General features: G+C 68.5%; 20 protein-coding genes and 1 tRNA gene. 10 read left to right on the top strand and 11 right to left on the bottom strand.

The genetic code is table 11. The features are described 5' to 3' along the window. Position 1: 1 nt before the first annotated feature. Complete coding sequence (locus IFU11_RS05135) at positions 2-874, top strand: bifunctional methylenetetrahydrofolate dehydrogenase/methenyltetrahydrofolate cyclohydrolase (protein ID WP_085510300.1); 873 nt, start codon at positions 2-4, stop codon at positions 872-874. A gap of 26 nt (positions 875-900) precedes the next feature. Here IFU11_RS05135 and IFU11_RS05130 read toward each other — a convergent pair whose 3' ends face one another. The 3 genes from IFU11_RS05130 to galT all read right to left on the bottom strand — a co-directional run bounded on the left by IFU11_RS05130 (position 901) and on the right by galT (position 4,260). Then, entirely contained in the window at positions 901-1,818 is a 918-nt protein-coding gene (locus tag IFU11_RS05130; RefSeq protein ID WP_192018310.1) for a hypothetical protein, read from the bottom strand. Positions 1,819-1,951: 133 nt separating this feature from the next. Beyond that, complete coding sequence (gene galK / locus IFU11_RS05125; RefSeq protein WP_192018309.1) at positions 1,952-3,112, bottom strand: galactokinase; 1,161 nt, start codon at positions 3,110-3,112, stop codon at positions 1,952-1,954. Further along, positions 3,109-4,260 carry a galactose-1-phosphate uridylyltransferase gene (gene galT / locus IFU11_RS05120; protein WP_192018308.1) on the bottom strand — a complete coding sequence of 384 codons (1,152 nt, stop codon included), beginning with the start codon at positions 4,258-4,260 and terminating at the stop codon, positions 3,109-3,111. The genes galK and galT overlap by 4 nt, the downstream gene beginning before the upstream one ends. An 83-nt stretch (positions 4,261-4,343) precedes the next feature. On the opposite strand from galT, the gene IFU11_RS05115 reads away from it, so the two are divergent. Beyond that, positions 4,344-5,156: a DeoR/GlpR family DNA-binding transcription regulator gene (locus IFU11_RS05115; RefSeq protein ID WP_192018307.1), complete on the top strand. Its 813-nt coding sequence runs from the start codon at positions 4,344-4,346 to the stop codon at positions 5,154-5,156. A 67-nt stretch (positions 5,157-5,223) separates the two neighbouring features. Further along, complete coding sequence (locus IFU11_RS05110; protein ID WP_192018306.1) at positions 5,224-5,739, top strand: YbaK/EbsC family protein; 516 nt, start codon at positions 5,224-5,226, stop codon at positions 5,737-5,739. Here the strand turns inward: IFU11_RS05110 and IFU11_RS05105 are convergent. Then, a complete protein-coding gene (locus IFU11_RS05105; RefSeq protein ID WP_192018305.1) occupies positions 5,681-6,796 on the bottom strand; it encodes a CPBP family intramembrane glutamic endopeptidase in 1,116 nt (371 codons plus the stop codon). The genes IFU11_RS05110 and IFU11_RS05105 overlap by 59 nt on opposite strands. Positions 6,797-6,913: 117 nt before the next feature. Between IFU11_RS05105 and IFU11_RS05100 the strand changes: the two genes are divergently transcribed. Further along, positions 6,914-7,270 carry a DUF2200 domain-containing protein gene (locus tag IFU11_RS05100; protein WP_192018304.1) on the top strand — a complete coding sequence of 119 codons (357 nt, stop codon included), beginning with the start codon at positions 6,914-6,916 and terminating at the stop codon, positions 7,268-7,270. An 81-nt stretch (positions 7,271-7,351) separates the two neighbouring features. On the opposite strand, the gene IFU11_RS05095 is transcribed toward IFU11_RS05100, so the two are convergent. Further along, a complete protein-coding gene (locus IFU11_RS05095) occupies positions 7,352-8,848 on the bottom strand; it encodes an MFS transporter (RefSeq protein ID WP_244631628.1) in 1,497 nt (498 codons plus the stop codon). A 106-nt stretch (positions 8,849-8,954) separates the two neighbouring features. On the opposite strand from IFU11_RS05095, the gene IFU11_RS05090 reads away from it, so the two are divergent. The 3 genes from IFU11_RS05090 (at position 8,955) to IFU11_RS05080 (ending at position 11,368) form a co-directional block, all read left to right on the top strand. Then, positions 8,955-9,566, top strand: a complete 612-nt coding sequence (locus tag IFU11_RS05090) for a TetR/AcrR family transcriptional regulator (RefSeq protein ID WP_192018302.1) — start codon at positions 8,955-8,957, stop codon at positions 9,564-9,566. Between the two features lie 4 nt (positions 9,567-9,570). Next, positions 9,571-10,374 (top strand): hypothetical protein, encoded by an 804-nt coding sequence (locus IFU11_RS05085; RefSeq protein ID WP_192018301.1) that lies wholly within the window; start codon positions 9,571-9,573, stop codon positions 10,372-10,374. Positions 10,375-10,675: 301 nt separating this feature from the next. Next, entirely contained in the window at positions 10,676-11,368 is a 693-nt protein-coding gene (locus tag IFU11_RS05080; RefSeq protein WP_192018300.1) for a ScbR family autoregulator-binding transcription factor, read from the top strand. Positions 11,369-11,438: 70 nt separating this feature from the next. On the opposite strand, the gene IFU11_RS05075 is transcribed toward IFU11_RS05080, so the two are convergent. Beyond that, a tRNA-Lys gene (locus IFU11_RS05075) sits at positions 11,439-11,514 on the bottom strand. Positions 11,515-11,644: 130 nt separating this feature from the next. Here IFU11_RS05075 and IFU11_RS05070 point away from each other — a divergent pair. The 3 genes from IFU11_RS05070 (at position 11,645) to IFU11_RS05060 (ending at position 14,058) form a co-directional block, all read left to right on the top strand. Next, positions 11,645-12,274 carry a DNA-directed RNA polymerase subunit beta gene (locus IFU11_RS05070; protein ID WP_191940678.1) on the top strand — a complete coding sequence of 210 codons (630 nt, stop codon included), beginning with the start codon at positions 11,645-11,647 and terminating at the stop codon, positions 12,272-12,274. Between the two features lie 348 nt (positions 12,275-12,622). Further along, a complete protein-coding gene (gene sigK / locus IFU11_RS05065; RefSeq protein WP_229940357.1) occupies positions 12,623-13,213 on the top strand; it encodes an ECF RNA polymerase sigma factor SigK in 591 nt (196 codons plus the stop codon). Next, positions 13,210-14,058 (top strand): anti-sigma factor, encoded by an 849-nt coding sequence (locus IFU11_RS05060; protein WP_191940679.1) that lies wholly within the window; start codon positions 13,210-13,212, stop codon positions 14,056-14,058. Before sigK ends, IFU11_RS05060 begins: the two co-directional genes overlap by 4 nt. Positions 14,059-14,179: 121 nt before the next feature. Here the strand turns inward: IFU11_RS05060 and pstB are convergent, their stop codons facing one another. From pstB to IFU11_RS05035, 5 genes are all read right to left on the bottom strand, one after another. Continuing rightward, positions 14,180-14,959, bottom strand: coding sequence for a phosphate ABC transporter ATP-binding protein PstB (gene pstB / locus IFU11_RS05055; protein ID WP_056007815.1), 780 nt, complete (start codon positions 14,957-14,959; stop codon positions 14,180-14,182). Between the two features lie 20 nt (positions 14,960-14,979). After that, on the bottom strand, positions 14,980-16,080 hold the full coding sequence (pstA, locus tag IFU11_RS05050) for a phosphate ABC transporter permease PstA (protein WP_137242105.1): 1,101 nt from the start codon (positions 16,078-16,080) through the stop codon (positions 14,980-14,982). Continuing rightward, entirely contained in the window at positions 16,080-17,024 is a 945-nt protein-coding gene (pstC, locus tag IFU11_RS05045; protein ID WP_064296608.1) for a phosphate ABC transporter permease subunit PstC, read from the bottom strand. The genes pstA and pstC overlap by 1 nt, the downstream gene beginning before the upstream one ends. A 130-nt stretch (positions 17,025-17,154) precedes the next feature. Beyond that, positions 17,155-18,246, bottom strand: coding sequence for a phosphate ABC transporter substrate-binding protein PstS (gene pstS, locus IFU11_RS05040; RefSeq protein ID WP_342365660.1), 1,092 nt, complete (start codon positions 18,244-18,246; stop codon positions 17,155-17,157). A 193-nt stretch (positions 18,247-18,439) separates the two neighbouring features. Continuing rightward, a complete protein-coding gene (locus IFU11_RS05035; protein ID WP_192018299.1) occupies positions 18,440-19,378 on the bottom strand; it encodes an NUDIX hydrolase in 939 nt (312 codons plus the stop codon). Between the last annotated feature and the right edge of the window lie 43 nt (positions 19,379-19,421).

Genomic DNA, 19,421 nt, shown 5'->3' with positions numbered 1-19,421 from the left:
CATGACCGCACAGATCCTCGACGGTAAGGCCACGGCCACCGCCATCAAGTCCGAACTCGCGATCGAGGTGGCCGCGCTCAAGGAGCGTGGCATCTCGGTCGGGCTGGGCACCGTCCTCGTCGGGTCCGACCCGGGTTCGCAGTGGTACGTCGCCGGGAAGCACCGCGACTGCGCCGAGGTCGGCATGGAGTCGATCCGACGCGACCTGCCCGAGACGGTCTCGCAGGAGGAGCTCGAGGCCGTCCTCGACGAGCTCAACGCCGACGAGAGCTGCACCGGCTACATCGTGCAGCTGCCGTTGCCGAAGCACATCGACACCGACGCGATCCTCGAGCGCATCGATCCCGAGAAGGACGCCGACGGGCTCCACCCGACCAACCTCGGTCGTCTCGTGCTCAACGTGAACCGCCCGATCCACACGCCGCTGCCGTGCACGCCGAAGGGCGTCATCGAGCTGGTGGAACGCCATGGGATCAGCTGGGCGGGCAAGCACGTCGTCGTCGTGGGCCGCGGGGTCACCGTCGGTCGCGCGATCGGCCCGCTGCTCACCCGTCGTGAATACAACGCGACGGTCACGCTGACGCACACCGGAACGGTCGGACTCGACGACATCCTCCGCACCGCCGACGTGATCGTCGCCGCGGCGGGCGTCCCCGGGATCGTCACGCGCGATGCCGTGAAGCCCGGCGTGATCGTCCTCGACGTCGGTGTGAGCCGCGAGACCGACCCCGAGACCGGCAAGTCCCGGGTCGTCGGCGACGTCGCCCCTGACGTGGCCGAGGTCGCCTCGTGGATCAGCCCGAACCCCGGTGGTGTCGGCCCCATGACCCGCGTCGGTCTCCTCGCCAACGTCGTCCGCATGGCCACCCCCTAACCCAGCCCGCGAACTGTCACTCGACGCTAGTCCGAGCGGCCGGGACTAGCCGGAAGTGACAGTTCCAGAGCCAGGGCGGTGAGGATGGGCGACGGGTCCGTCAGGTGCGAGCGATTCACCCGGATGACCCGCCAGCCCGCTGCCATGACTCGGTCGAGTCGATCGATGTCGTGGAAGATCTGCCGTTCATCCGTGAAGTGGGTGCCGCCGTCGTATTCGACGAGGACCCGCTGTTCGGGATACACCAGGTCGCCCAAAGCCAGAAACCGTCCGTGGGCGTCCGAGATCACCTCGTTGACGAGCGGTTCCGGAAGGCCCGCGCGGACGATCAGCAGGCGCAATGCGGTCTCCATCGGCGAATCCGTCCGCGGCCGCATCATCGAGAACGCGAGCCGCAGCCGTTTCGCGCCGCGACGGCCGTTCATCCGTGCCAGCCCACGGACGATCTGTTGCTCCGAGGCCAGCGGTCGCTTGCGGCGGAGCAGCACGTCGCCGGCGATCACCAGGTCGTCCAAGGGGAGCCGGGTTCCGAGCTGACACCAGGCGTCGACGGCGGTCAGCACCGGCAGCCCTTCGACGGCGACCACCTCCCAGTGGTCCCCGTCGAGTTGATGCCCGCGCACGCCCGATCCTCGAGGCGCGCGTGCCGGAGCGATGGACGCGACATCGAGTGGTGCCTCGTGTTCCCAGGTGGGCACGGGGAGGCCGTGTAAGGCCGCCGCGCTCACGTGGCTGAAGAACTGCCCATCGTGCAGGAGCGGGGCATAGGCATGACAGCGTCCGGGGATGTCCGTGGGCTGGTCGAGCGGTGCCCGGACGCCTCGGTGCGGCGTGGCGAGGTCGCGCGCTCGTAGCCGCGATCGAGGCACACCGAGTTCGTCGGCGTCGGCCATGGAGAACGGCTGCTTGCTGAGTTCGAGGGGGAGGGGACGTCGGCGGACCATCTCACCACGGTGCCGACTGCGGCGTCTCGGCGTCGGAAGTTCTCCACACCCTGCCCGCGAACTGTCACTCGACGCTAGTCCGGGCGGCCGGGACTAACCGGAATTGACAGTTCGCGGGCAGGGGAGGGGAAGGTCAGGATTCTCGGGTGGCTCCGGCGGCGGGGCGGACGGGGAAGATGGTCGGGGCGGTGAAGGACGCCTCGGCGAACGCCGCCGTGACCGCCTCCGCCACGGCCGACGCCAGGGCGACGGGGACCAGGGCGATCGCCGCACCCCCGAAGCCACCACCGGTCATGCGCGAACCGATCGCACCCGCGGCCATCGACGTCTCGACGGCCAGGTCGAGTTCCGGCACGGAGATCTCGAAATCGTCACGCATCGACGCGTGCGAGGCCACGAGCAGCTCGCCGATCGACGTCGGGCCGTGCTCGCGCAGGGTCCGGACGGTGTCGAGGACCCGCTGGTTCTCGGTCACGACGTGACGAACACGGCGGAAGGTCTCGTCGTCGAGCAGCTCACGAGCGCGGTCGAGGTCGCCGACCGTGACGTCGCGGAGTGAGTCGGCGCCGAGCGCTGCGGCACCCGCCTCGCAGGACGCCCGACGTGCGGCGTACCCGCCCGACACGTGGGCGTGCTCGACGCGCGTGTCGATGACGAGCAGCTCGAGGTCGTGCTCCTCGAAGCCGAGGGGGATGACGTCGGTCTCGAGCGAGCGGCAGTCGAGGAAGACGCCGCAGTCACGCCGGCCGAGGAGCGACGCCGACTGGTCCATGATGCCGGTCGGTGCGCCGACCGCCCGGTTCTCGGCGAGCTGGCAGATCTTCGCGAGCGTCCGGCGGTCGTGGTCGAGGTGCCAGATCTCGTTCAGTGCGACGGCGACCGAGGCCTCGATGGCCGCGGAGGAGGAGAGTCCGGCCCCGACCGGGACGTCGGAGTCGATGTAGATGTCGACCCCGGGCACCTCCTGCAAGGGCGCCCCGAACTGGCCGAGCGCCCACGCGACGCCGAGCGGGTAGGCGGACCAGCCGTGCAGGGCGTCGGGATCGAGCGCGCGCACCGAGACCTCGACGATCTCGGGCGAGAAGCTGCTCGAGACCCGGATGCGGTCGTCGTCGCGACGCCGGACGGCTGCGACGGTGCGGCGGTCGATCGCCATCGGGAACACGAAGCCGTCGTTGTAGTCGGTGTGCTCGCCGATGATGTTCACGCGGCCGGGCGCGGTCCAGAGGCCGTGCGGTTCGCTACCGAAGGCGTTCTCGAATCCGCTCGTGGCGGTGCGCTGCAGGTCGGTCATACGGGGTTCTCCTCGTCGGCTGCGGCGATCGCGGCGCGCAGGGCGGTGGCGGTGGTCTCGGGCGGGACGTCGCCGATCCAGGCGCCCATGGCGGCCTCGGAGCCGGCCAGGTACTTCAGGCGGTCGGCTCCACGACGTGGGGAGGTGAGCTGCAGGTGGAGTCGGAGCTCGTCGCGGTGGACGCGGGTCGGCGCCTGGTGCCAGGCGGCGATGTACGGGGTCGGGGTGTCGTACAGGGCGTCGACTCCCCGCAGCAACCGCAGGTAGAGACCGGCGAGCTCATCCCGTTCTTCGAGCGAGGTCGCGGCGAAGTCGGGCACGTGCCGGTGGGGGAGCAGGTGTACCTCGAGGGGCCAGCGCGCGGCGAACGGGACGAACGCCGTCCAGTGCTCGCCGGCGAGGACGACGCGCTCGTCAGCCTGCTCCGCGGCGAGGATGTCGGCGAAGAGTCCGGGACCGTAGGCCTCGCTCGCGGCGATGAGCCGCTGCGTGCGCGGGGTCACGTAGGGGTAGGAGTAGATCTGTCCGTGCGGGTGGTGGAGGGTGACACCGATCTGCTCGCCACGGTTCTCGAAGGGGAACACCTGCTGGATCGAGTCGATCTGCGACAGTGCGTGCGTCCGGCGGGCCCACGCTTCGATCACCGTGCGCGCCCGGGTGCGGGACAGCGAGCCGAAGGAACCGGTGCTCGACGGGCTGAAGCTCACGACCTCGCATCGGCCGACCGAGGTGCGCGTCCGGCCGATTCCGACCGTCTCGAGGTCGGCGAGGTCGACCGGTGCGTTCTCGTCTTCGAGCAGCGGTCCGAAGGACGGCGACTTGTTCTCGAAGACCGCGACGTCGTACTGGTCGGGGATCTCGGAGGGGTTCGAGGGGCTCGCGGGCGCGAGCGGGTCGAGGTTCGCGGGTGGCAGCATCACCCGGTTCTGGCGGGCGGCGGCGATAGAGATCCACTCACCGGTCAGCGGGTCCTGGCGCATGGACGCGGTCGGTGGTCGTGGCGCGAGCTCGCGTGCGTCGGGCAGGCGCTCCGCGGGCAGCGTCGTGTCGACGTCGTCGAAGTAGATGAGTTCGCGACCGTCGGCGAGGCGCTGGGTCGAGCTCGCGATCGCCGGGTCGATGACGAAGGTGTCGTCGAGTGGGGGCATGGGGATCCTCAGAACGGGTTGTCGAAAGGAAACGTACAACGTTTCGCCTTGAAAAGTATAGGCAAGTCAGCGAAGATTCATGCATGTCCGACGACGAGCCGATGCAGTTGCCCGCCCCACTGCGACGCGACCGCATCCGCGAGCTCCTCGACGAGCGCGGCTTCGTGCGCGTGGCCGACATCTCCGACGACTTCGGCGTCTCCCGGGTGACCGCCCGGACGGACCTCGACACCCTCGTCGACCAGGGCGAGGCCGTCCGCGTGCACGGAGGTGCGATGCCCGTGCAGGGACGCGGCGCCGTGGAGTCGCCGATCGAACTCGCGACCGCGACCTCGGCCCACGCGAAGCAGCGGATCGGTGAGGCGGCGGCCGCGATGGTGCGCTCCGGTCAGAGCGTGATCGTCGACGTCGGCAGCACCGGCCTCGCCCTCGCCCGCGCGCTCAAGGCTCGCCGCGACCTCGCCGACGTCGTGGTCATCACGAACGGCCTGACCATCGCGCTCGAGCTCGAGTCGGAGATCCCGAGGTTCTCGGTGATCGTCACTGGTGGATCGCTTCGGCCGCTCCAGCATTCGCTCGTCGATCCGCTCGCCGGTTCGCTACTCGGCCAGGTCCACGCCGATCTCGCCTTCATCGGGTGCAACGGTGTCGACGCAGGCCATGGCGTGACCAACGTCAACCTGCCCGAGGCCGAGGTGAAAGCCAGGATGGTTCGCGCGGCCGAGCGGGTGGTCGTGGTCGCCGATGCCTCGAAGCTCGGTGTGCGGCAGCTCGGCCGGATCGCCGGGCTCGAGGCCTTCGACGCCCTCCTGACCGACGACGAGGCCGCACCCGAGACCATCGCACTCCTCCGGGAAGCGGGACTCGCGGTGACGCTGGTCCCACTCGGCGACTGACCTCGCGCCGCGTCCCGCGGCGTCCCGGCACTCGCGCGCCGACGGCCCGATGCGGCAGCATGGTCGCATGAGTGATCGAGCGCATCCTGCCGTGTCCATCGTCGAGCAGACGCTGCGCGATCGCGGGGCTCAGGGCGAGGTCACCTGGCTCGACGATGCTGCACGAACGGCAGCGCTCGCAGCGGAGGCCTTGGGGATCGAGGTCGGGGCGATCGCGAACTCCCTCGTGTTCACGCTCGACGGCGAGCCGACGCTGATCCTCACGAGCGGCGCCCACCGTGTCGACACCGCATGGGTCGGCGAGCGGCTCGGTGGACGGCTGAAGCGTGCTGACGCCGAGGTCGTCAAGGCGGCGACGGGGCAGGTCATCGGCGGCGTCGCGCCCGTCGGTCACCCCGAACAGATCCGCACCTACGTGGACGAGGCGCTCGCCGCCTACCCGGAGGTCTGGGCTGCAGCCGGCCATGCGCACACGGTGTTCCCGACGACCTTCGAGGAGCTCGTGCGAGTGACCGGCGGGCAGGTCATCGCGGTGGAGCCGCCGACGGATCCTGCGGGGTCGTCGGCAGCTGCGTCGGTGTAGCCACCGGAGCGGCCATGGCGGCCGGCGGCGTCCCCTGCTGCTTCGTCACCCGGCTCGGCGGCAGCGGAGCCGTCGCGGTCACGCCGTTCCTGCGCCCCCACCAGGTGCTCACGACGGCTGCGGCGACGCAGAGCGCCATCGGGATGAGCATGAACGGTCCGCCGGCGCCCTCGCCCCGTTCGAAGACCTGGTCGGTCTGCGACATGAGGGCCGTGGGGACGAGGAGGAGGACGTTGTTCGTCGCGTGGATGAGCACCGGAGCCTCGAGGCCACCGGTGCCGCGGGCGGCGAAGGACATCGAGGCGCCGAACACGAAGTAGTAGGCGATGAGCCAGGGGTCGCCCGCGAAGTGGACCGAGGCGAAGAGCGCCCCGGAGACGACCGTGCCGACGAGGAACGCGGTGATCGGTCGACTGAACCACGATCCGACGGAGCGCTGGATGAGGCCGCGCGCCCCGTACTCCTCGCCGGCCGACTGCAGCGGCGTCGTGAGGATCACGACGGCGAGCATTGCGATCATGGTGCCGTCGACCACGATGGGCTCGAGCGGGGAGAGCAGGACGGACGCTCCGACGTACACGATCCACACCGGGACGATGATGAGCGCAAGGCGCCCGAGCCAGCGCCAACGGAAGCGCCCCTCCACCGAGGACAGCCACCGTGGACGGACGCCGAAGATCGCCCACTGGATGAGCATCGACACCGGGATGAGCGCGGCGAGCGACAGGTTGTTCGCGAGCATCGTCACCGGCGTCAGCGTCATGAGACCGTTCGCGACGTCGTCGAGCGTGTACGCCCCGGTGGCCACGTCCACGATGAGCGCGATGCCGCCGAGCACGATCGAGAGGATCAGGAACCCGACGACGAGCAGGAGGAGCGCGAGTGCGCCACGCCACCAGGCCGGTGCGGCGCGGAGGGCGTGGTCGTACGTCGCGAGCTGCGGCTGGGGCACGGCCGGATCGACGGGCGTCGAGGCCGGCGTCGAGGCCGGCATCGACGCCGGTGTCGTCGAGGGTGATGGCGAAGGCGTCTGCGGGTGCTGTCCGGGATTCGTCATGCTGCCAGGGTAGGCAGCCGTCGCCGCAGGACGCGTCCCCCGAGCGATGGACGACGAGCGACGGATAGCCGGTGATCGGCCTGGTCCCGAACGCGCGACGGTGGGAGACTGACCGGTATGGCCGGACATCGCATCTTCACGACGAGCTTCGCCAGTGTGTACCCGCTCTACGTCGCGAAGGCGGAGCGGAAGGGCCACACGAAGGGCGAGGTGGACCAGGTCATCACCTGGCTCACGGGCTACGACGACGCCGCGATCGAACGGGTGCTCGCCGACGGTACGGATTTCGAGACCTTCTTCGCCGAAGCGCCGGCGATGCACCCCAACGCGTCGCTCATCACGGGCCTCATCTGCGGCATCCGCGTCGAGGAGATCGAGGACCCCCTGATGCAGCGCGTCCGTCAGCTCGACAAGCTCGTGGACGAGGTCGCGAAGGGGAAGAAGATGACGTCGATCCTCCGCGTCTCCGTCTGACCGCCGACCGCGTGGCCCTCCCATGACGCAGACGGCCGCCGCGCGAGTGCGCGACGCCCTTGTGCTCGGAACCCGGTGGGATCAGCGCGCGAGCACCGGCTCTGCGGACGCCTCCGGGGCGTGGTGCAGGGCGAGTCCCTGATTGCGTCGGCGGAACAGCAGTGCCGCCGTCACGGCGCCCACCGCGAAGAACCCGGCACCCCAGAAGTAGGCGGTCTGGTAGCTCTGGATCGCAGCCTGCGCCAGCACCTCGGGGGTGGGCGGCGCGTTGTCGGTCACGTAGGCCGTGGCGGCGCTCGCCGCGAGGGTGTTGAGCAGCGCCACACCGATCGACCCGCCGACCTGCTGGCTCGTGTTGACCGTCGCCGAGGCGACCCCGGCGAACGCCCGGTCGACACCGAGCGTCGCGGTCTGCATCGAGGCGGGCATGATCGATCCCATCGCGAAGCCGAGCACCATGAGCGCCGGCATGACGTTGCCGACATAGGAACTGTCGAGGTCGAGTCGGGTGAGGAGGAGCATGCCGATCGCCCCGAGCGTCATGCCGAACGGCACCATGACCTTCGGCCCGAACCGCGGGACGAGGAGGTTGGTCCCCAGCTGTGCGGCGAGTACGAGCATCGCGATCATCGGGAGGAAGGCGAAGCCCGTCTGCTGCGGTGAGTAGCCGAGCGAGGCCTGCAGGTAGTAGGTCACGAAGAGGAAGATGCCGAACATCCCGGCTCCGGCGATCATGACCGAGATGAACGCGGCACCGCGGTTGCGGTCGAGGATGATCGACAAGGGCAGGAGCGGATGTGCGGCCCGACGCTGCCAGAGGACGAACACGACGAGGAGCACGGCTGCCGCAGCCAGGAAGGCCCAGCTGAGCGGCGAGTCCCAGCCGTCGGTCTCGGCATTGGCGAAGCCGTAGACGAGGCTGAACAACGCACCTGAGACGAGGACGGTGCCCGGAACGTCGAGCTTGGGGCGGGGGCCGGTCGTCTTCGGGGTGGTGATGAAGAGGACCGCCCCGACGATGGCGACCACGGCGATCACGACGTTGATGTACAGGTTCCAACGCCAGTCGAACTGCTCGGTGAGGAATCCGCCGAGGAGGAGTCCGACCGCGCCACCTGCGCCGGCGATCGCACCGAAGACGCCGAACGCGCGGGCGCGCTCCTTCGGGATCGTGAAGGTGGTCGTGAGCATCGCGAGCGCGGTCGGTGCGAGGAGGGCGGCGAAGACGCCCTGGAGTGCCCGCGCGGCGACGAGGGTGCCGAACGAGTCCGCGGCGCCTCCGAGGGCCGAGGCGATCGCGAACCCGACGAGCCCGATGATGAACGCCCGCTTCCGGCCCATGAGGTCGGACAGGCGTCCGCCGAGGAGCAGCAGGCTGCCGAAGGCGAGGGAGTAGGCGGTGACGATCCACTGGCGGTCGCCGTCGGAGAATCCGAGGTCTGCCTGGGCGGCGGGCATCGCGATGTTCACGACGGTGGCGTCGAGCACGACCATGAGCTGGGCGAGGCCGACGGTGACGAGCGTCCACCAGCGGCGTGAGGAGACGGCCGGGGTTCCGGCAGTACTGTTCGAGGTCATGAGCAGGAGCATATACGGAACCGAAGAGTTTCGAAACCAAACAGTTCCAGAACTATGAAGTTCCTGAACTATGCTGTTCCGGGAGACGAAAGGGAGGTGGGCCGCGATGACGCAGCTCGAGACTCCGATCGACGCCCCGAAGCTCGGACGCAAGCGTGACCACTCCCGCGACGCGGAGATTCTGGAGGCGGCGCTCGACGTCCTCGCTGACACGGGCTACGCCGGGATGACGGTCGACATGGTCGCCGCGCGGGCGAAGGCCGGCAAGGCGACGCTCTACCGCCGATGGGCGTCGAAGTCCGAACTCGTGATCGACGCGGTCGCCTGCATGAAGCAGATCGATCCCGACTTCTCGAAGCTGCCCGACACCGGCTCACTCCGCGGCGACCTCGTCGCGATGATCAAGGCGCCGTCCATCGCCGAGGGCGAGCGCAAGATGCGCGTGTTCGCCGGCGTGATGTCGATGATCTCGGATGCCCCGGAGCTCACCGAGTCCATCCATGCGGCGATCGTGGAGCCGCGCATGGCCGTCAACCGCTTCCTGTTGCAGCGCGCGATCGACCGCGGAGAGATCCGCGCGGACGCCGATGTGGAGACCCTTGCGCTGATCAGCCAAGCGATGGTGAGCTATCGCGTGCTCATGCTGCGGGAGCCGGTGACGCGTGACTTCCTCGTGTCGGTGATCGACGGCGTCATCATCCCGGCCGTCCGGAAGTAGCTCGATGACCGACGGATCCGCCCGATCTCGAACCGGGCTGCTCGATCACGCGGCGCCGGTCCACCTCGGGACGCCCGACGCCGCACTGCGCTTCTCCGGCTTCCGTGAGCCGGGCGGGCGCCACCTCATCGTCGATGGCGCGGAGGCGTTCGAGTTGAGCTTCCCGTGCGGAACCTGCGCGCTGCTGTTCCGTCGTCTGGACGAGGGTGCTCGGGCGCTCGCCGCAGACGCACTGCACGATCATCTGGACGAGGGGGTGCCCGCGATCGACGATCCGTCGTTACGCGACCTCGTGTCGACGATCCTGCCTGAGGGGACCTATCTGCCGCTCCTGCTGTCCATCGAGCCCGTCCTGGTTGCTCCGGGTGACGATCACGACTACTTCTCGCGGGAACAGGTCGCGCACCGCGGCATAGACCCCACGCTTGGTGCGCCGGAGGACCCGGCGACCGGCTACTACCGCGGCCCGACCCGGACGACCGGCGAGCACGAGACCCTCTTCGAGTTCCTGGTGCCGATGGTGCCGCCCGGTTGGAACGACCGCGAGCGCGTGGCCTCGTACGAGGAGCGGCTTCGGGCCGGGGGAGCGGCGACCGTGCTCGCGGTCTCCGTGCTGGACCGGACGCAGCCGTTCGACAGCGCTGACGCCCACACGGGTCTCGTGCACTTCGTGCTCGACGGCCACCACAAACTGGAGGCAGCCGCGCGTCTCGGCGTCCCCGTCACGGTCCTGTCGTTCGTCTCGGTCGACGCGAGCCTTGCGGACGAAGCGACGGTGGCCGGCCTCCCGGAGCTGCTCGCGCGCTGATCACGGCGCGTGTGTGACCGGGTGGATCACGCAGTGCTGGATCCCCCGATCCCTGCGTGACCCACCGGTCGAGGCGGTGAGCGTCGCAAACCCCCGTCGCGAATACACAGTCCACTGAGGCGTGGACTGCGGCGGCATCACCTCCACCAGTGTGTCACGAATAAGTCGTTCGTACCAGTTATCAAAAAGAGGTCGGCTGTGCGAGCTCCGAGCCTCTAGGCTGAGGCCCCGACCGGCCACGGTCGACGGATACGGCGCCGATGGATCGGAGCCGGAACACAGGCTGCCCGAGGAGGCCAGGATGCCGGGGACGCGACGAACGCCCACGCAGGAACGCGGACAGGTGACGCAGGACGCGATCGTCGAGGGTGCCGCGACCGTCTTCGACCGCATCGGCTACGGGAACGCGAGTCTGTCGATGATCGCGGAAGCGTCTGGGATCTCGCAGGGGTCCATGTACTTCCACTTCAAGTCGAAGGAGCAGATCGCCCTCGCGGTCATCCACGAGCAGCACGAACGGTCGATGCCCCTGATGGAACGGGTGTCGGAACAGTATGACGGGGTCCTCGAGCGGCTCATCCGGGTTTCGCGCGCCATCGTCGATCAACTCGAGAACGACCCGGTGGTCCGTGCCGGGATCAGACTCACGCTCGATGAGGGTTCGCTGAGCCAACCGGCCGGCGCGTTCTACGAGGACTGGATCTCGGGGACGGCCGCTCAGCTCGACGTGGCGCTGCAGGCCGGGGACCTGGAGAGTTCGATGTCGGCACCGGAGCTGGCCCGCACGCTGATCGGATTCTTCACCGGTGTCCAGCTCACCGCCCAGGCGACGGTCGGGCGCTCGGACATCGCGGCGTCGGTGGACCGCATGTGGCGGCTCGCGATCGACGCCATCGTCCCCGCGGCGCAGTGGGCCGAGGCGACGCGGGTCCGGGAGGACGCATTCGGCGCTGCGGGCGATGTGCGCCCGACACGACCTGCCACGTCGATGTAGCGACCCACGCCGGGGGATGGGCGGGCGACGACCGTCTATCCCGATGTGACGCGTTCGAGTACCGCGTCTGTGGTGGGCCCGGTGGGGCTCGAACCCACGACCCGCGGATTAAAAGTCCGATGCTCTGCCAACTGAGCTACAGGCCCATACGCGCTCTACTCTACGAGATTTCGACGGCACCCGTTGACGCGCAGGTCGGGGCCACAGGGGGAGTATCGCCCAACGGGGCGAGTACCGTTGTCGGGTGCGCGAAGCGCGTCGCAGGGAGGAGCAGGCATGACCGAGGGATTCCATCGTCCGACGAAGCTGCCGCCGTCGATGCTCGAAGCGATCCAGGGCGGTCTCGACCCCGAGGCCGTGTCGAGGATCACGCACGAGACGGCCGTCGCACTCCTCACCCGGGTGCGGGCGGACCCGGACCCTGCCGTGGTCGACCGCCTCGTGACGTACACGGACGAGCACGGGATCGACGCCATCGCCGAACTCTGGTCGCACGCCAGCCCGCGGAGTCTCCCAGGAGCCCTCTGGCGCATCTACCTGCTGCGCCTGCTCATCCGGCAGGACCCGGTGGGGACGAGCTTCAGCTTCCAGCGGGGCACCGAGCTCATCACCACCGTCGATCCCGTGATCGCCGGCGCGGCCGAGCCGACCGGGCCGGAGGAGATCATCGTCCTCGCCGACCAGATCCTCCGTGGGCTGTACACCGGCGACTTCGCGATCGCCCTCGAGCGGGCGGCGTCCTTCTGCCGGATCAACGCGGTCGGCTGCACCTCCCTCGCGGACGACCGGGATGCGGTCGACCCCGCAGACGCCGCGAGACTCACCACGAAGGCCGCACGGTTCAGCACCATCGCCGAGGAGCTCGCCGGCTGCGCCCGATTGTGGCGCACCGACTCCCTCGACTGATCCGGGCGCGCTGGTCAAGGCCCTCGACCTGGGAATGTCCACAGGTGTTCCCTTGCTACACTGTTCAAGCCGGGCCGCAGTAACCCCGGGCTCCAAAAATCGCCGCTTCGAGCGGCCTTGCGCCGAGAGGCGTTTCTGCGGCCTGGCACTTATTTTCTCCGGAGGTCTTCGCCCTCCTGCCGCCTGTTCCGTGATGACACCGGAACTGGGGTGGCGAATCCGGTCGATTCCTCCAATCGGATCCCGGGTCGGCACCGAACTCCGTGTATGACCGCCGCACTGTACACGCAGACCCGACCTCGGGTGGGCGTCGCGCAAACGGCCGGTGTCCGTGAGAAGCTAAGACTTGTGACCACGGGACCGGAAGCCGACGCTGCACCGCAGGTATCTTTGGCGAACGTGCTCGACGCGCTCCTCATCCGCGTGGCCGGCGGCGACCAGGTCGCATTCAGCGAGCTGTACGACCACATCGCGCCGCGGGTCCTCGGACTCGTCAAGCGGGTGCTCGTCGACCACGCGCAGTCCGAAGAGGTCACCCAGGAGGTGTTCCTCGAGGTCTGGCAGAACGCCCAGAAGTTCGAGGCGGGCAAGGGTACGGCCACGACCTGGGTGCTCACCATGGCCCACCGTCGTGCGATCGACCGCGTGCGGGCCTCACAGGCCGGACGTGACCGCGATCTCAAGATCGGCATCCGCGACTTCGACGAGCGTGTCGACAACGTGCAGGAGACGGTCGAGATCCGGATCGAGCACGAACGCGTCAAGCGGGCCTTCGTCCGGTTGAGCGAGCTGCAACGCGAAGCTGTTTCGCTCGCTTACTACGGCGGCTACAGTCACAGCGAGATCTCGAACCTGCTCGGCGTGCCCATCGGTACGGTGAAGACCAGGTTGCGAGACGGAATGATCAGACTTCGAGACGAGTTGGGGGTGCGTACATGACCGAGCGAGACGATGCAACAGACCTGGCAGCCGGAAACGCGCTGCACACCCTGACCCCGCGCGAGCAGGAGCGGTTCAACCGCCTGCGCGCCGAACACGAGTCCGTCCGCGAGGAAGCGGCGGAATTCGAGGAGACCGTCGCCATGCTCGACCTCGCAGCACCTCCCGTGCAGCCGTCGGCAGCGCTCAAGAACTCGCTCATGGCTGCGATCCAGAACTTGCCGCAGCTGCCCGCTGACGCCCCCGTCGACGCTCCTGTCGCCGAGGTGCAGGCGCTTCCGACCGCGGTTCCAGACGTCGATGAGGCGCCGGTGTCGACACCGATCGCCACGCCGGCCCCCGCAGCAGCCACCACCCCGGTGGTCGGTGCGGCGGAGCGCAAGGCCGCCTCACGGTGGCGTCGCAGTGCCGTCGGCATGGTCGTCGGCGCCGCAGCAGCGGTCGGCCTCATCTTCGGCGGTGTCGGACTCGCGAACACCTTCGGTGGCGGATCCCTCACGCAGACGGTCGCGCTCGCGGAGATCAACGCGGCATCCGACGTCCAGCGCGCCAAGGTGTCCATGGACGATGCGACGGCGACCCTCGTCTGGTCGGGCGAGCTCGGCAAGTCCGCCCTGCTCGTCGACGGACTCGGCTCACTGCCGTCAGACAAGGTCTACGAACTCTGGTACATCGGCGAGGGAGGCCCGGTCTCGGCCGGCACCTTCTCCGCAGCGAACGGCACCACCTGGCGGGTCCTCGACGGCGCCATGAGCGCAGGCGACAAGGTCGGCGTGACGGTCGAGCCGCAGGGCGGCTCCAAGCAGCCCACCACCGACCCGATCATGGTCATCGAGACGGCGTAGTCCGTTCCCTCCGTCCTGAGCCTGTCGAAGCGCGGACTTCGACAGACTCACCGACCTGCTGCAGACGACGACAGCCCCGCCCGGGAATCCCGGGTGGGGCTGTCGTGATGCCGGCGTCAGATCAACCGAAGCGACCCGAGACGTAGTCCTCGGTCGCCTGGACGGACGGCTTCGAGAACATCGTGGTCGTGTCGTCGTACTCGATGAGCTTGCCCGGCTTGCCGGTGCCCGCGATGTTGAAGAACGCGGTCTTGTCGCTGACGCGGCTCGCCTGCTGCATGTTGTGCGTCACGATCACGATCGTGTACTCCTGCTTGAGCTCTTCGATGAGGTCTTCGATCGCGAGCGTGGAGATCGGGTCGAGGGCCGAGCACGGCTCGTCCATCAGCACGACGTCGGGGGAGACGGCGATGGCGCGGGCGATGCAGAGACGCTGCTGCTGACCACCGGAGAGCCCGGAACCCGGCTTGTCGAGGCGGTCCTTCACCTCGTTCCACAGGTTGGCGCCCTGCAGCGAGCGCTCGACGAGCGCGTCCTGGTCGGACTTCGACATCTTCCGGTTGTTGAGCTTGACGCCCGCGAGCACGTTCTCCTTGATGCTCATCGTCGGGAACGGGTTCGGGCGCTGGAAGACCATGCCGACCTGACGGCGGACGAGGACCGGGTCGACGCCCGGGCCGTAGAGGTTGTTGCCGTCGATCAGGACCTCACCCTCGACGCGTGCGCCGGGGATGACCTCGTGCATGCGGTTCAGGGTGCGGAGGAAGGTCGACTTCCCGCAGCCGGAGGGGCCGATGAACGCGGTGACCGTGCGGGGCTGGATCTGGAGGGAGACGCCCTCGACAGCCATGAAGCTGCCGTAGAAGACGTTGAGGTCGTTGACTTCGATGCTCTTGGACACGGGGTTCCTTTGCTCGCGGCCTAGCGGCCGAACTTGGGGGCGAAGATCTTGGCGATGAGTCGGGCGATGAGGTTCAGCGCCATGACGATGAGGATGAGGACGAGCGCGCCGGTCCAGGCGCGGTCCACGTAGGAGGCCCCGTCGGTGCCCTGGTTCGCGTACTGGGTGTACACGAAGACCGGGAGGGTCATCATCGGGCCGTCGAAGAGGTTGTAGTTCATGCTCTGGGTGAAGCCGGCGATGATCAGGAGGGGCGCGGTCTCACCGATGACGCGGGCGACGGCGAGCGTCACGCCGGTGATGATGCCGGCGATCGAGGTCGGGAGGACGATCTTGAGGATGGTCAGCCACTTCGGCACACCGAGCGCGTACGAGGCCTCGCGCAGTTCGTTCGGAACGAGCTTCAGCATCTCCTCGCTCGACCGCACGACGACGGGGATCATGAGCAGCGACAGCGCGATGGCACCGCCGATGCCGAGCCGGACGCCCGGGCCGAAGAAGATCGCGAGGAGGGCGAACGCGAACAGGCCGGCGACGATCGACGGGATGCCGGTCATGACGTCGACCAGGAAGGTGATGCCCTGTGCCAGCCGCCCACGGCCGTACTCGACGAGGTAGATGGCGGTCAGGATGCCGATCGGGATCGAGATGACCGACGTGGCCAGTGTGATGAGCAGCGTGCCGGTGATGGCGTGCAGTGCGCCACCGCCCTCACCGACGACGTTCCGCATCGACAGCGAGAAGTAGTTGAGGTCGAACCGGGCGGCGCCGGCCGAGATCACCGTGATGGCGACCGAGACGAGCGGCAGGAGCGCGATGACGAAGGCCGCGGTCACCAGGGTGGTGAGCAGGCGGTCCTTGGCCTTCCGGCGACCCTCGACCATGAGTGACGCGACGTACACGGTGACCGCGTAGAGTGCGGCGCCGAGCACGACGGCCCCGGGGACGTTGTAGCTCTTGTCGGCGGTCGACTGCTGCAGCAGCAGGAAGATGACACCGCTGACGATGAGGCTGCCCGCGAGGATCGTGAGCGGTGCGAACTTCGGCAGCTTGCCCGCGGTGAGCGAGTTGGAGAACGGCGTGGCGATGGACGCCTGACGGCGGTCGGTCGTGGCGGTCATCAGTTCGCTCCCGAGAATTCTTTACGACGGTTGACGATGAGTCTGGCGATGAAGTTCACCACGAAGGTGATGATGAACAGGATCAGGCCGGTGGCGATGAGCTTGTTCACGTCGATGCCGAAGGACTCGGGGAAGTTCAGGGCGATGTTCGCCGCGATGGTGTTCGGGTTGCTCGAGGTGAGCAGGAAGAACGAGTAGACGGCGGCGGGGGAGAGGACGAGGGCCACAGCCATCGTCTCGCCGAGTGCTCGTCCGAGGCCAAGCATGGAGGCGGACACGATGCCGGGACGGCCGAACGGCAGGACCGCCATCTGGATCATCTCCCAGCGCGTCGCGCCGAGCGCGAGTGCGGCCTCCTCGTGGAGCTTCGGAGTCTGGAGGAAGATCTCCCGGGAGATGGCGGTGATGATCGGGATGATCATGACCGCGAGCACGAGGGCGACGGTGAGGATCGTGCGACCGGTGCCGGACACCGTGCCACCGAAGAGCGGGATCCATCCGAGGTTCTCGGACAGCCAGGCGAAGAAGGGCTGGACGAACGGCGCGAGCACGAGCGCGCCCCAGAGGCCGTAGACCACCGACGGCACGGCGGCCAGGAGGTCGATGACGTAGCCGAGGGCGACCGCGAGGCGACGCGGCGCGTAGTGCGTGATGAAGAGGGCGATCCCGAGCGAGAGCGGCACGGCGATCGCGAGGGCGAGGATGGCCGCCCAGATGGTTCCGAAGACGAAGGGGCCGACGTAGGCCCAGAAGCTCGTCGGGGCACCCGTGAACGACGACGAGTCGGCCGTGAGGGCGGGGAACGCCTGGACGATGAGGAAGATCGCGACCGCCGCCAGAATGACGAGGATGAGTGATCCCGAGACGAGGGAGAGCGTCGAGAAGACGCGGTCGCCGACTCGTTGCTTGGCTTTGGGTCTCGCAGCTAGGGCCTCGACAGCCATTGGTTCCCGTTCTCTCGATGCGATGGTGGTGCCCCTCGACAGGCTCGGGGAGCGGGTACTGCGGGTACTGCGGATGCTGGTGACGCAGGTCGAGCGTGCCGGGCAGGACCCGGCACGCTCGACCGTTGGACTACTTGATGGTCGCGATCGCGTCCTGGACCTTCTTGGCGAGGTCGGCGGAGAGCGGCGCAGCACCGGCCGACTTCGCAGCCTCTTCCTGGCCGGCGTCGCTGGCGATGTAGCCGGCGTAGGCCTTGACGAGGTCGGCGACCTTCGGGTCGGCGTACTCCTGGCAGGCGATGAGGTAGCTCACGAGCACGATCGGGTAGTGGGTCGCGTCCGTGGTCTCGCGGTCGAGCTTGATGGCGATGTCGTTCGCCTCGCGGCCTTCGACGAGCGGCGAGCCCTCGACGACGGCGGCAGCACCCTCGGCGCTGTACTCGACGAACTCCTCGCCGACCTTGATCTTCGCGACACCGAGGTCGCCGGCCTTCGACGCGTCGGCGTAGCCGATGGTGCCGGTGCCGCCCTTGACGGTGTCGACGACACCGGAGGTGCCCTTGGCGCCCTCACCCGACTGGAACGGGAAGGTGTCGGCCGGCTCAGCGGTCCACACGTCGGGTGCGTTCTTGCCCAGGTAGTCGGCGAAGTTCTTCGTCGTACCCGAGTCGTCGGACCGGTGGACGGCGGTGATGGCCGTGGAGGGGAGCTTCGCGTCGGGGTTCAGTGCGACGATCGCCGGGTCGTCCCAGCTGGTGATCTGACCCGCGAAGATCTTCGCGATGGTCGAGGCGTCGAGGTTGAGCTCGTCGACGCCCTCGATGTTGAAGATGACCGCGATGGGGGAGATGTAGACCGGGAGGTCGATCGCCTTGGTGTCCGCTGCGCATGCGGCGAAGGTGCTCGTGAGCTCCTCGTCGGACAGCGCCGAGTCGGAACCGGCGAACTGCACACCGCCAGCGATGAACGCCTTGCGGCCGGCGCCGGAGCCGTCGGGGGAGTAGTTGATGGTGACGTCCGGGTTCGACGTCTGGAAGGCGGCGACCCAGGCTTCCTGGGCGCTGCCCTGCGACGACGCGCCGCTACCGGCGAGGCTGCCCTTGAGGTCGCTGGCGGCTGCGCTCGTGGCGGTGGCGCCGCCTTCGTTGGCCGCGCAGGAGGTCAGTGCGACGGCTGCGACTGCTGCTACGACCGCGACGCGGCCGAAACGTGAGAACTTCACAGGGGTGTCCATTCATTGGTGTGGGTGCGAGCCGGTGCTGGCTCGTCAGTGACGCTAACCACGCGGCATGACGAGCATCCCCCGTGATGGTAAACAACGGGTGAACGGATATCGACGGCTTCATGGCGGCCGACGTGGCGACGCCGCGAATGCACCGCGAACGCCCCCTGTTCAGGGGGTTCGCGCGGACGGGTCAGATGCGGGGTTCGTGCGTCTCGATGGCGATGATGCCGGAGCTCGGGTTCGTCCGGGAGAGGTGCACGATGGAGAACGCCCCGGTCTCGAGTGCGGCGGCGCTCCCGAGGTAGGAGCCTCGGGTGGACCCGGTGGCGAGCGCGATCTCGTGCAGGATCTCGGGGAGGACCGGTCCGTGGCTGCAGAGGATGGCCGTCTTGAGCGCCCGGACGCGGCGGCCGACGACCCGGCGGACATCCGATTCGCCCCGCTCGTAGGCGTCCTGGCTGATGAGGTCGGAGCGTTTCGGCTCGATGCCCGCGGCCGCGGCGATCGGACTGACGGTGCTGACGCAGCGCACGGCCGTGCTCGTCACGATCTTGCGAGGGCCGAAGGCCAGCAGAGTCGGGACGTTCCCCGCGGCCTGCTTGACGCCGCGCGGCGCCAGCGGCCTGGTCGCGTCCTCGCCCGACCATTCGGAGGGGGACATGGCTTTCCCATGGCGCATCGCGATGAGGGCGAAGGTGGCTGTGACGCCTTCGTCGACCAGCGCGGCGAAGGCGTCGAGGATCTCCACGTCGCGCTCGTAGCTGAGGTAGCTCCGTGCCCGCTTGATGGTGACCCACTCCAGGGCGGCGACCTCGCCGTTCGGGATGAACGTGCTCTCGCGGACGGCCTGGTCGGTGACCTCAGCGGACCAGTAGTGGACGATCTTCTCGCGACCGCTCGACAGGGGGTACGTGGAGACGCCGAGCGGCACGCCGAGGTGGACGCTCAGGCCGGTCTCCTCCTTGATCTCCCGCACGGCCGTCTGCGCGAGCGTCTCCCCGGGATCGACCTTGCCCTTGGGGATGGTGACGTCGCCGTACACCGTCCGGTGGATGACGAGGAGGTGGACCTTGCCGTCGATGAGGCGCCAGCACACGGCACCGGCTGCATAGATTGCCGTCGTCGTCATAGTCAGTGCCTCGTCGTGTCGTGGTGCTCGGGTGGGTCGCGGT

Source organism: Plantibacter sp. CFBP 8804, from assembly GCF_014841225.1.
Lineage (GTDB): Bacteria > Actinomycetota > Actinomycetes > Actinomycetales > Microbacteriaceae > Plantibacter > Plantibacter auratus.
The sequence above is the reverse complement of the archived record's forward strand: the minus strand, read 5'-3'. Positions and strand labels throughout refer to the sequence as shown.

Bases quoted from the DNA above. Each gene is read 5' to 3' on its own strand.
- pstC (WP_064296608.1), bottom strand. From the start codon at position 17,024: ATGGCTGTCGAGGCCCTAGCTGCGAGACCCAAAGCCAAGCAACGAGTC.
- galT (WP_192018308.1), bottom strand. From the start codon at position 4,260: ATGCCCCCACTCGACGACACCTTCGTCATCGACCCGGCGATCGCGAGC.
- IFU11_RS05135 (WP_085510300.1), top strand. From the start codon at position 2: ATGACCGCACAGATCCTCGACGGTAAGGCCACGGCCACCGCCATCAAG.
- galK (WP_192018309.1), bottom strand. From the start codon at position 3,112: ATGACCGACCTGCAGCGCACCGCCACGAGCGGATTCGAGAACGCCTTC.
- IFU11_RS05090 (WP_192018302.1), top strand. From the start codon at position 8,955: ATGACGCAGCTCGAGACTCCGATCGACGCCCCGAAGCTCGGACGCAAG.
- IFU11_RS05080 (WP_192018300.1), top strand. From the start codon at position 10,676: ATGCCGGGGACGCGACGAACGCCCACGCAGGAACGCGGACAGGTGACG.
- IFU11_RS05085 (WP_192018301.1), top strand. From the start codon at position 9,571: ATGACCGACGGATCCGCCCGATCTCGAACCGGGCTGCTCGATCACGCG.
- IFU11_RS05035 (WP_192018299.1), bottom strand. From the start codon at position 19,378: ATGACGACGACGGCAATCTATGCAGCCGGTGCCGTGTGCTGGCGCCTC.
- IFU11_RS05130 (WP_192018310.1), bottom strand. From the start codon at position 1,818: ATGGTCCGCCGACGTCCCCTCCCCCTCGAACTCAGCAAGCAGCCGTTC.
- IFU11_RS05110 (WP_192018306.1), top strand. From the start codon at position 5,224: ATGAGTGATCGAGCGCATCCTGCCGTGTCCATCGTCGAGCAGACGCTG.
- pstA (WP_137242105.1), bottom strand. From the start codon at position 16,080: ATGACCGCCACGACCGACCGCCGTCAGGCGTCCATCGCCACGCCGTTC.
- IFU11_RS05115 (WP_192018307.1), top strand. From the start codon at position 4,344: ATGTCCGACGACGAGCCGATGCAGTTGCCCGCCCCACTGCGACGCGAC.
- IFU11_RS05100 (WP_192018304.1), top strand. From the start codon at position 6,914: ATGGCCGGACATCGCATCTTCACGACGAGCTTCGCCAGTGTGTACCCG.
- IFU11_RS05105 (WP_192018305.1), bottom strand. From the start codon at position 6,796: ATGACGAATCCCGGACAGCACCCGCAGACGCCTTCGCCATCACCCTCG.
- IFU11_RS05060 (WP_191940679.1), top strand. From the start codon at position 13,210: ATGACCGAGCGAGACGATGCAACAGACCTGGCAGCCGGAAACGCGCTG.
- IFU11_RS05070 (WP_191940678.1), top strand. From the start codon at position 11,645: ATGACCGAGGGATTCCATCGTCCGACGAAGCTGCCGCCGTCGATGCTC.
- IFU11_RS05095 (WP_244631628.1), bottom strand. From the start codon at position 8,848: ATGACCTCGAACAGTACTGCCGGAACCCCGGCCGTCTCCTCACGCCGC.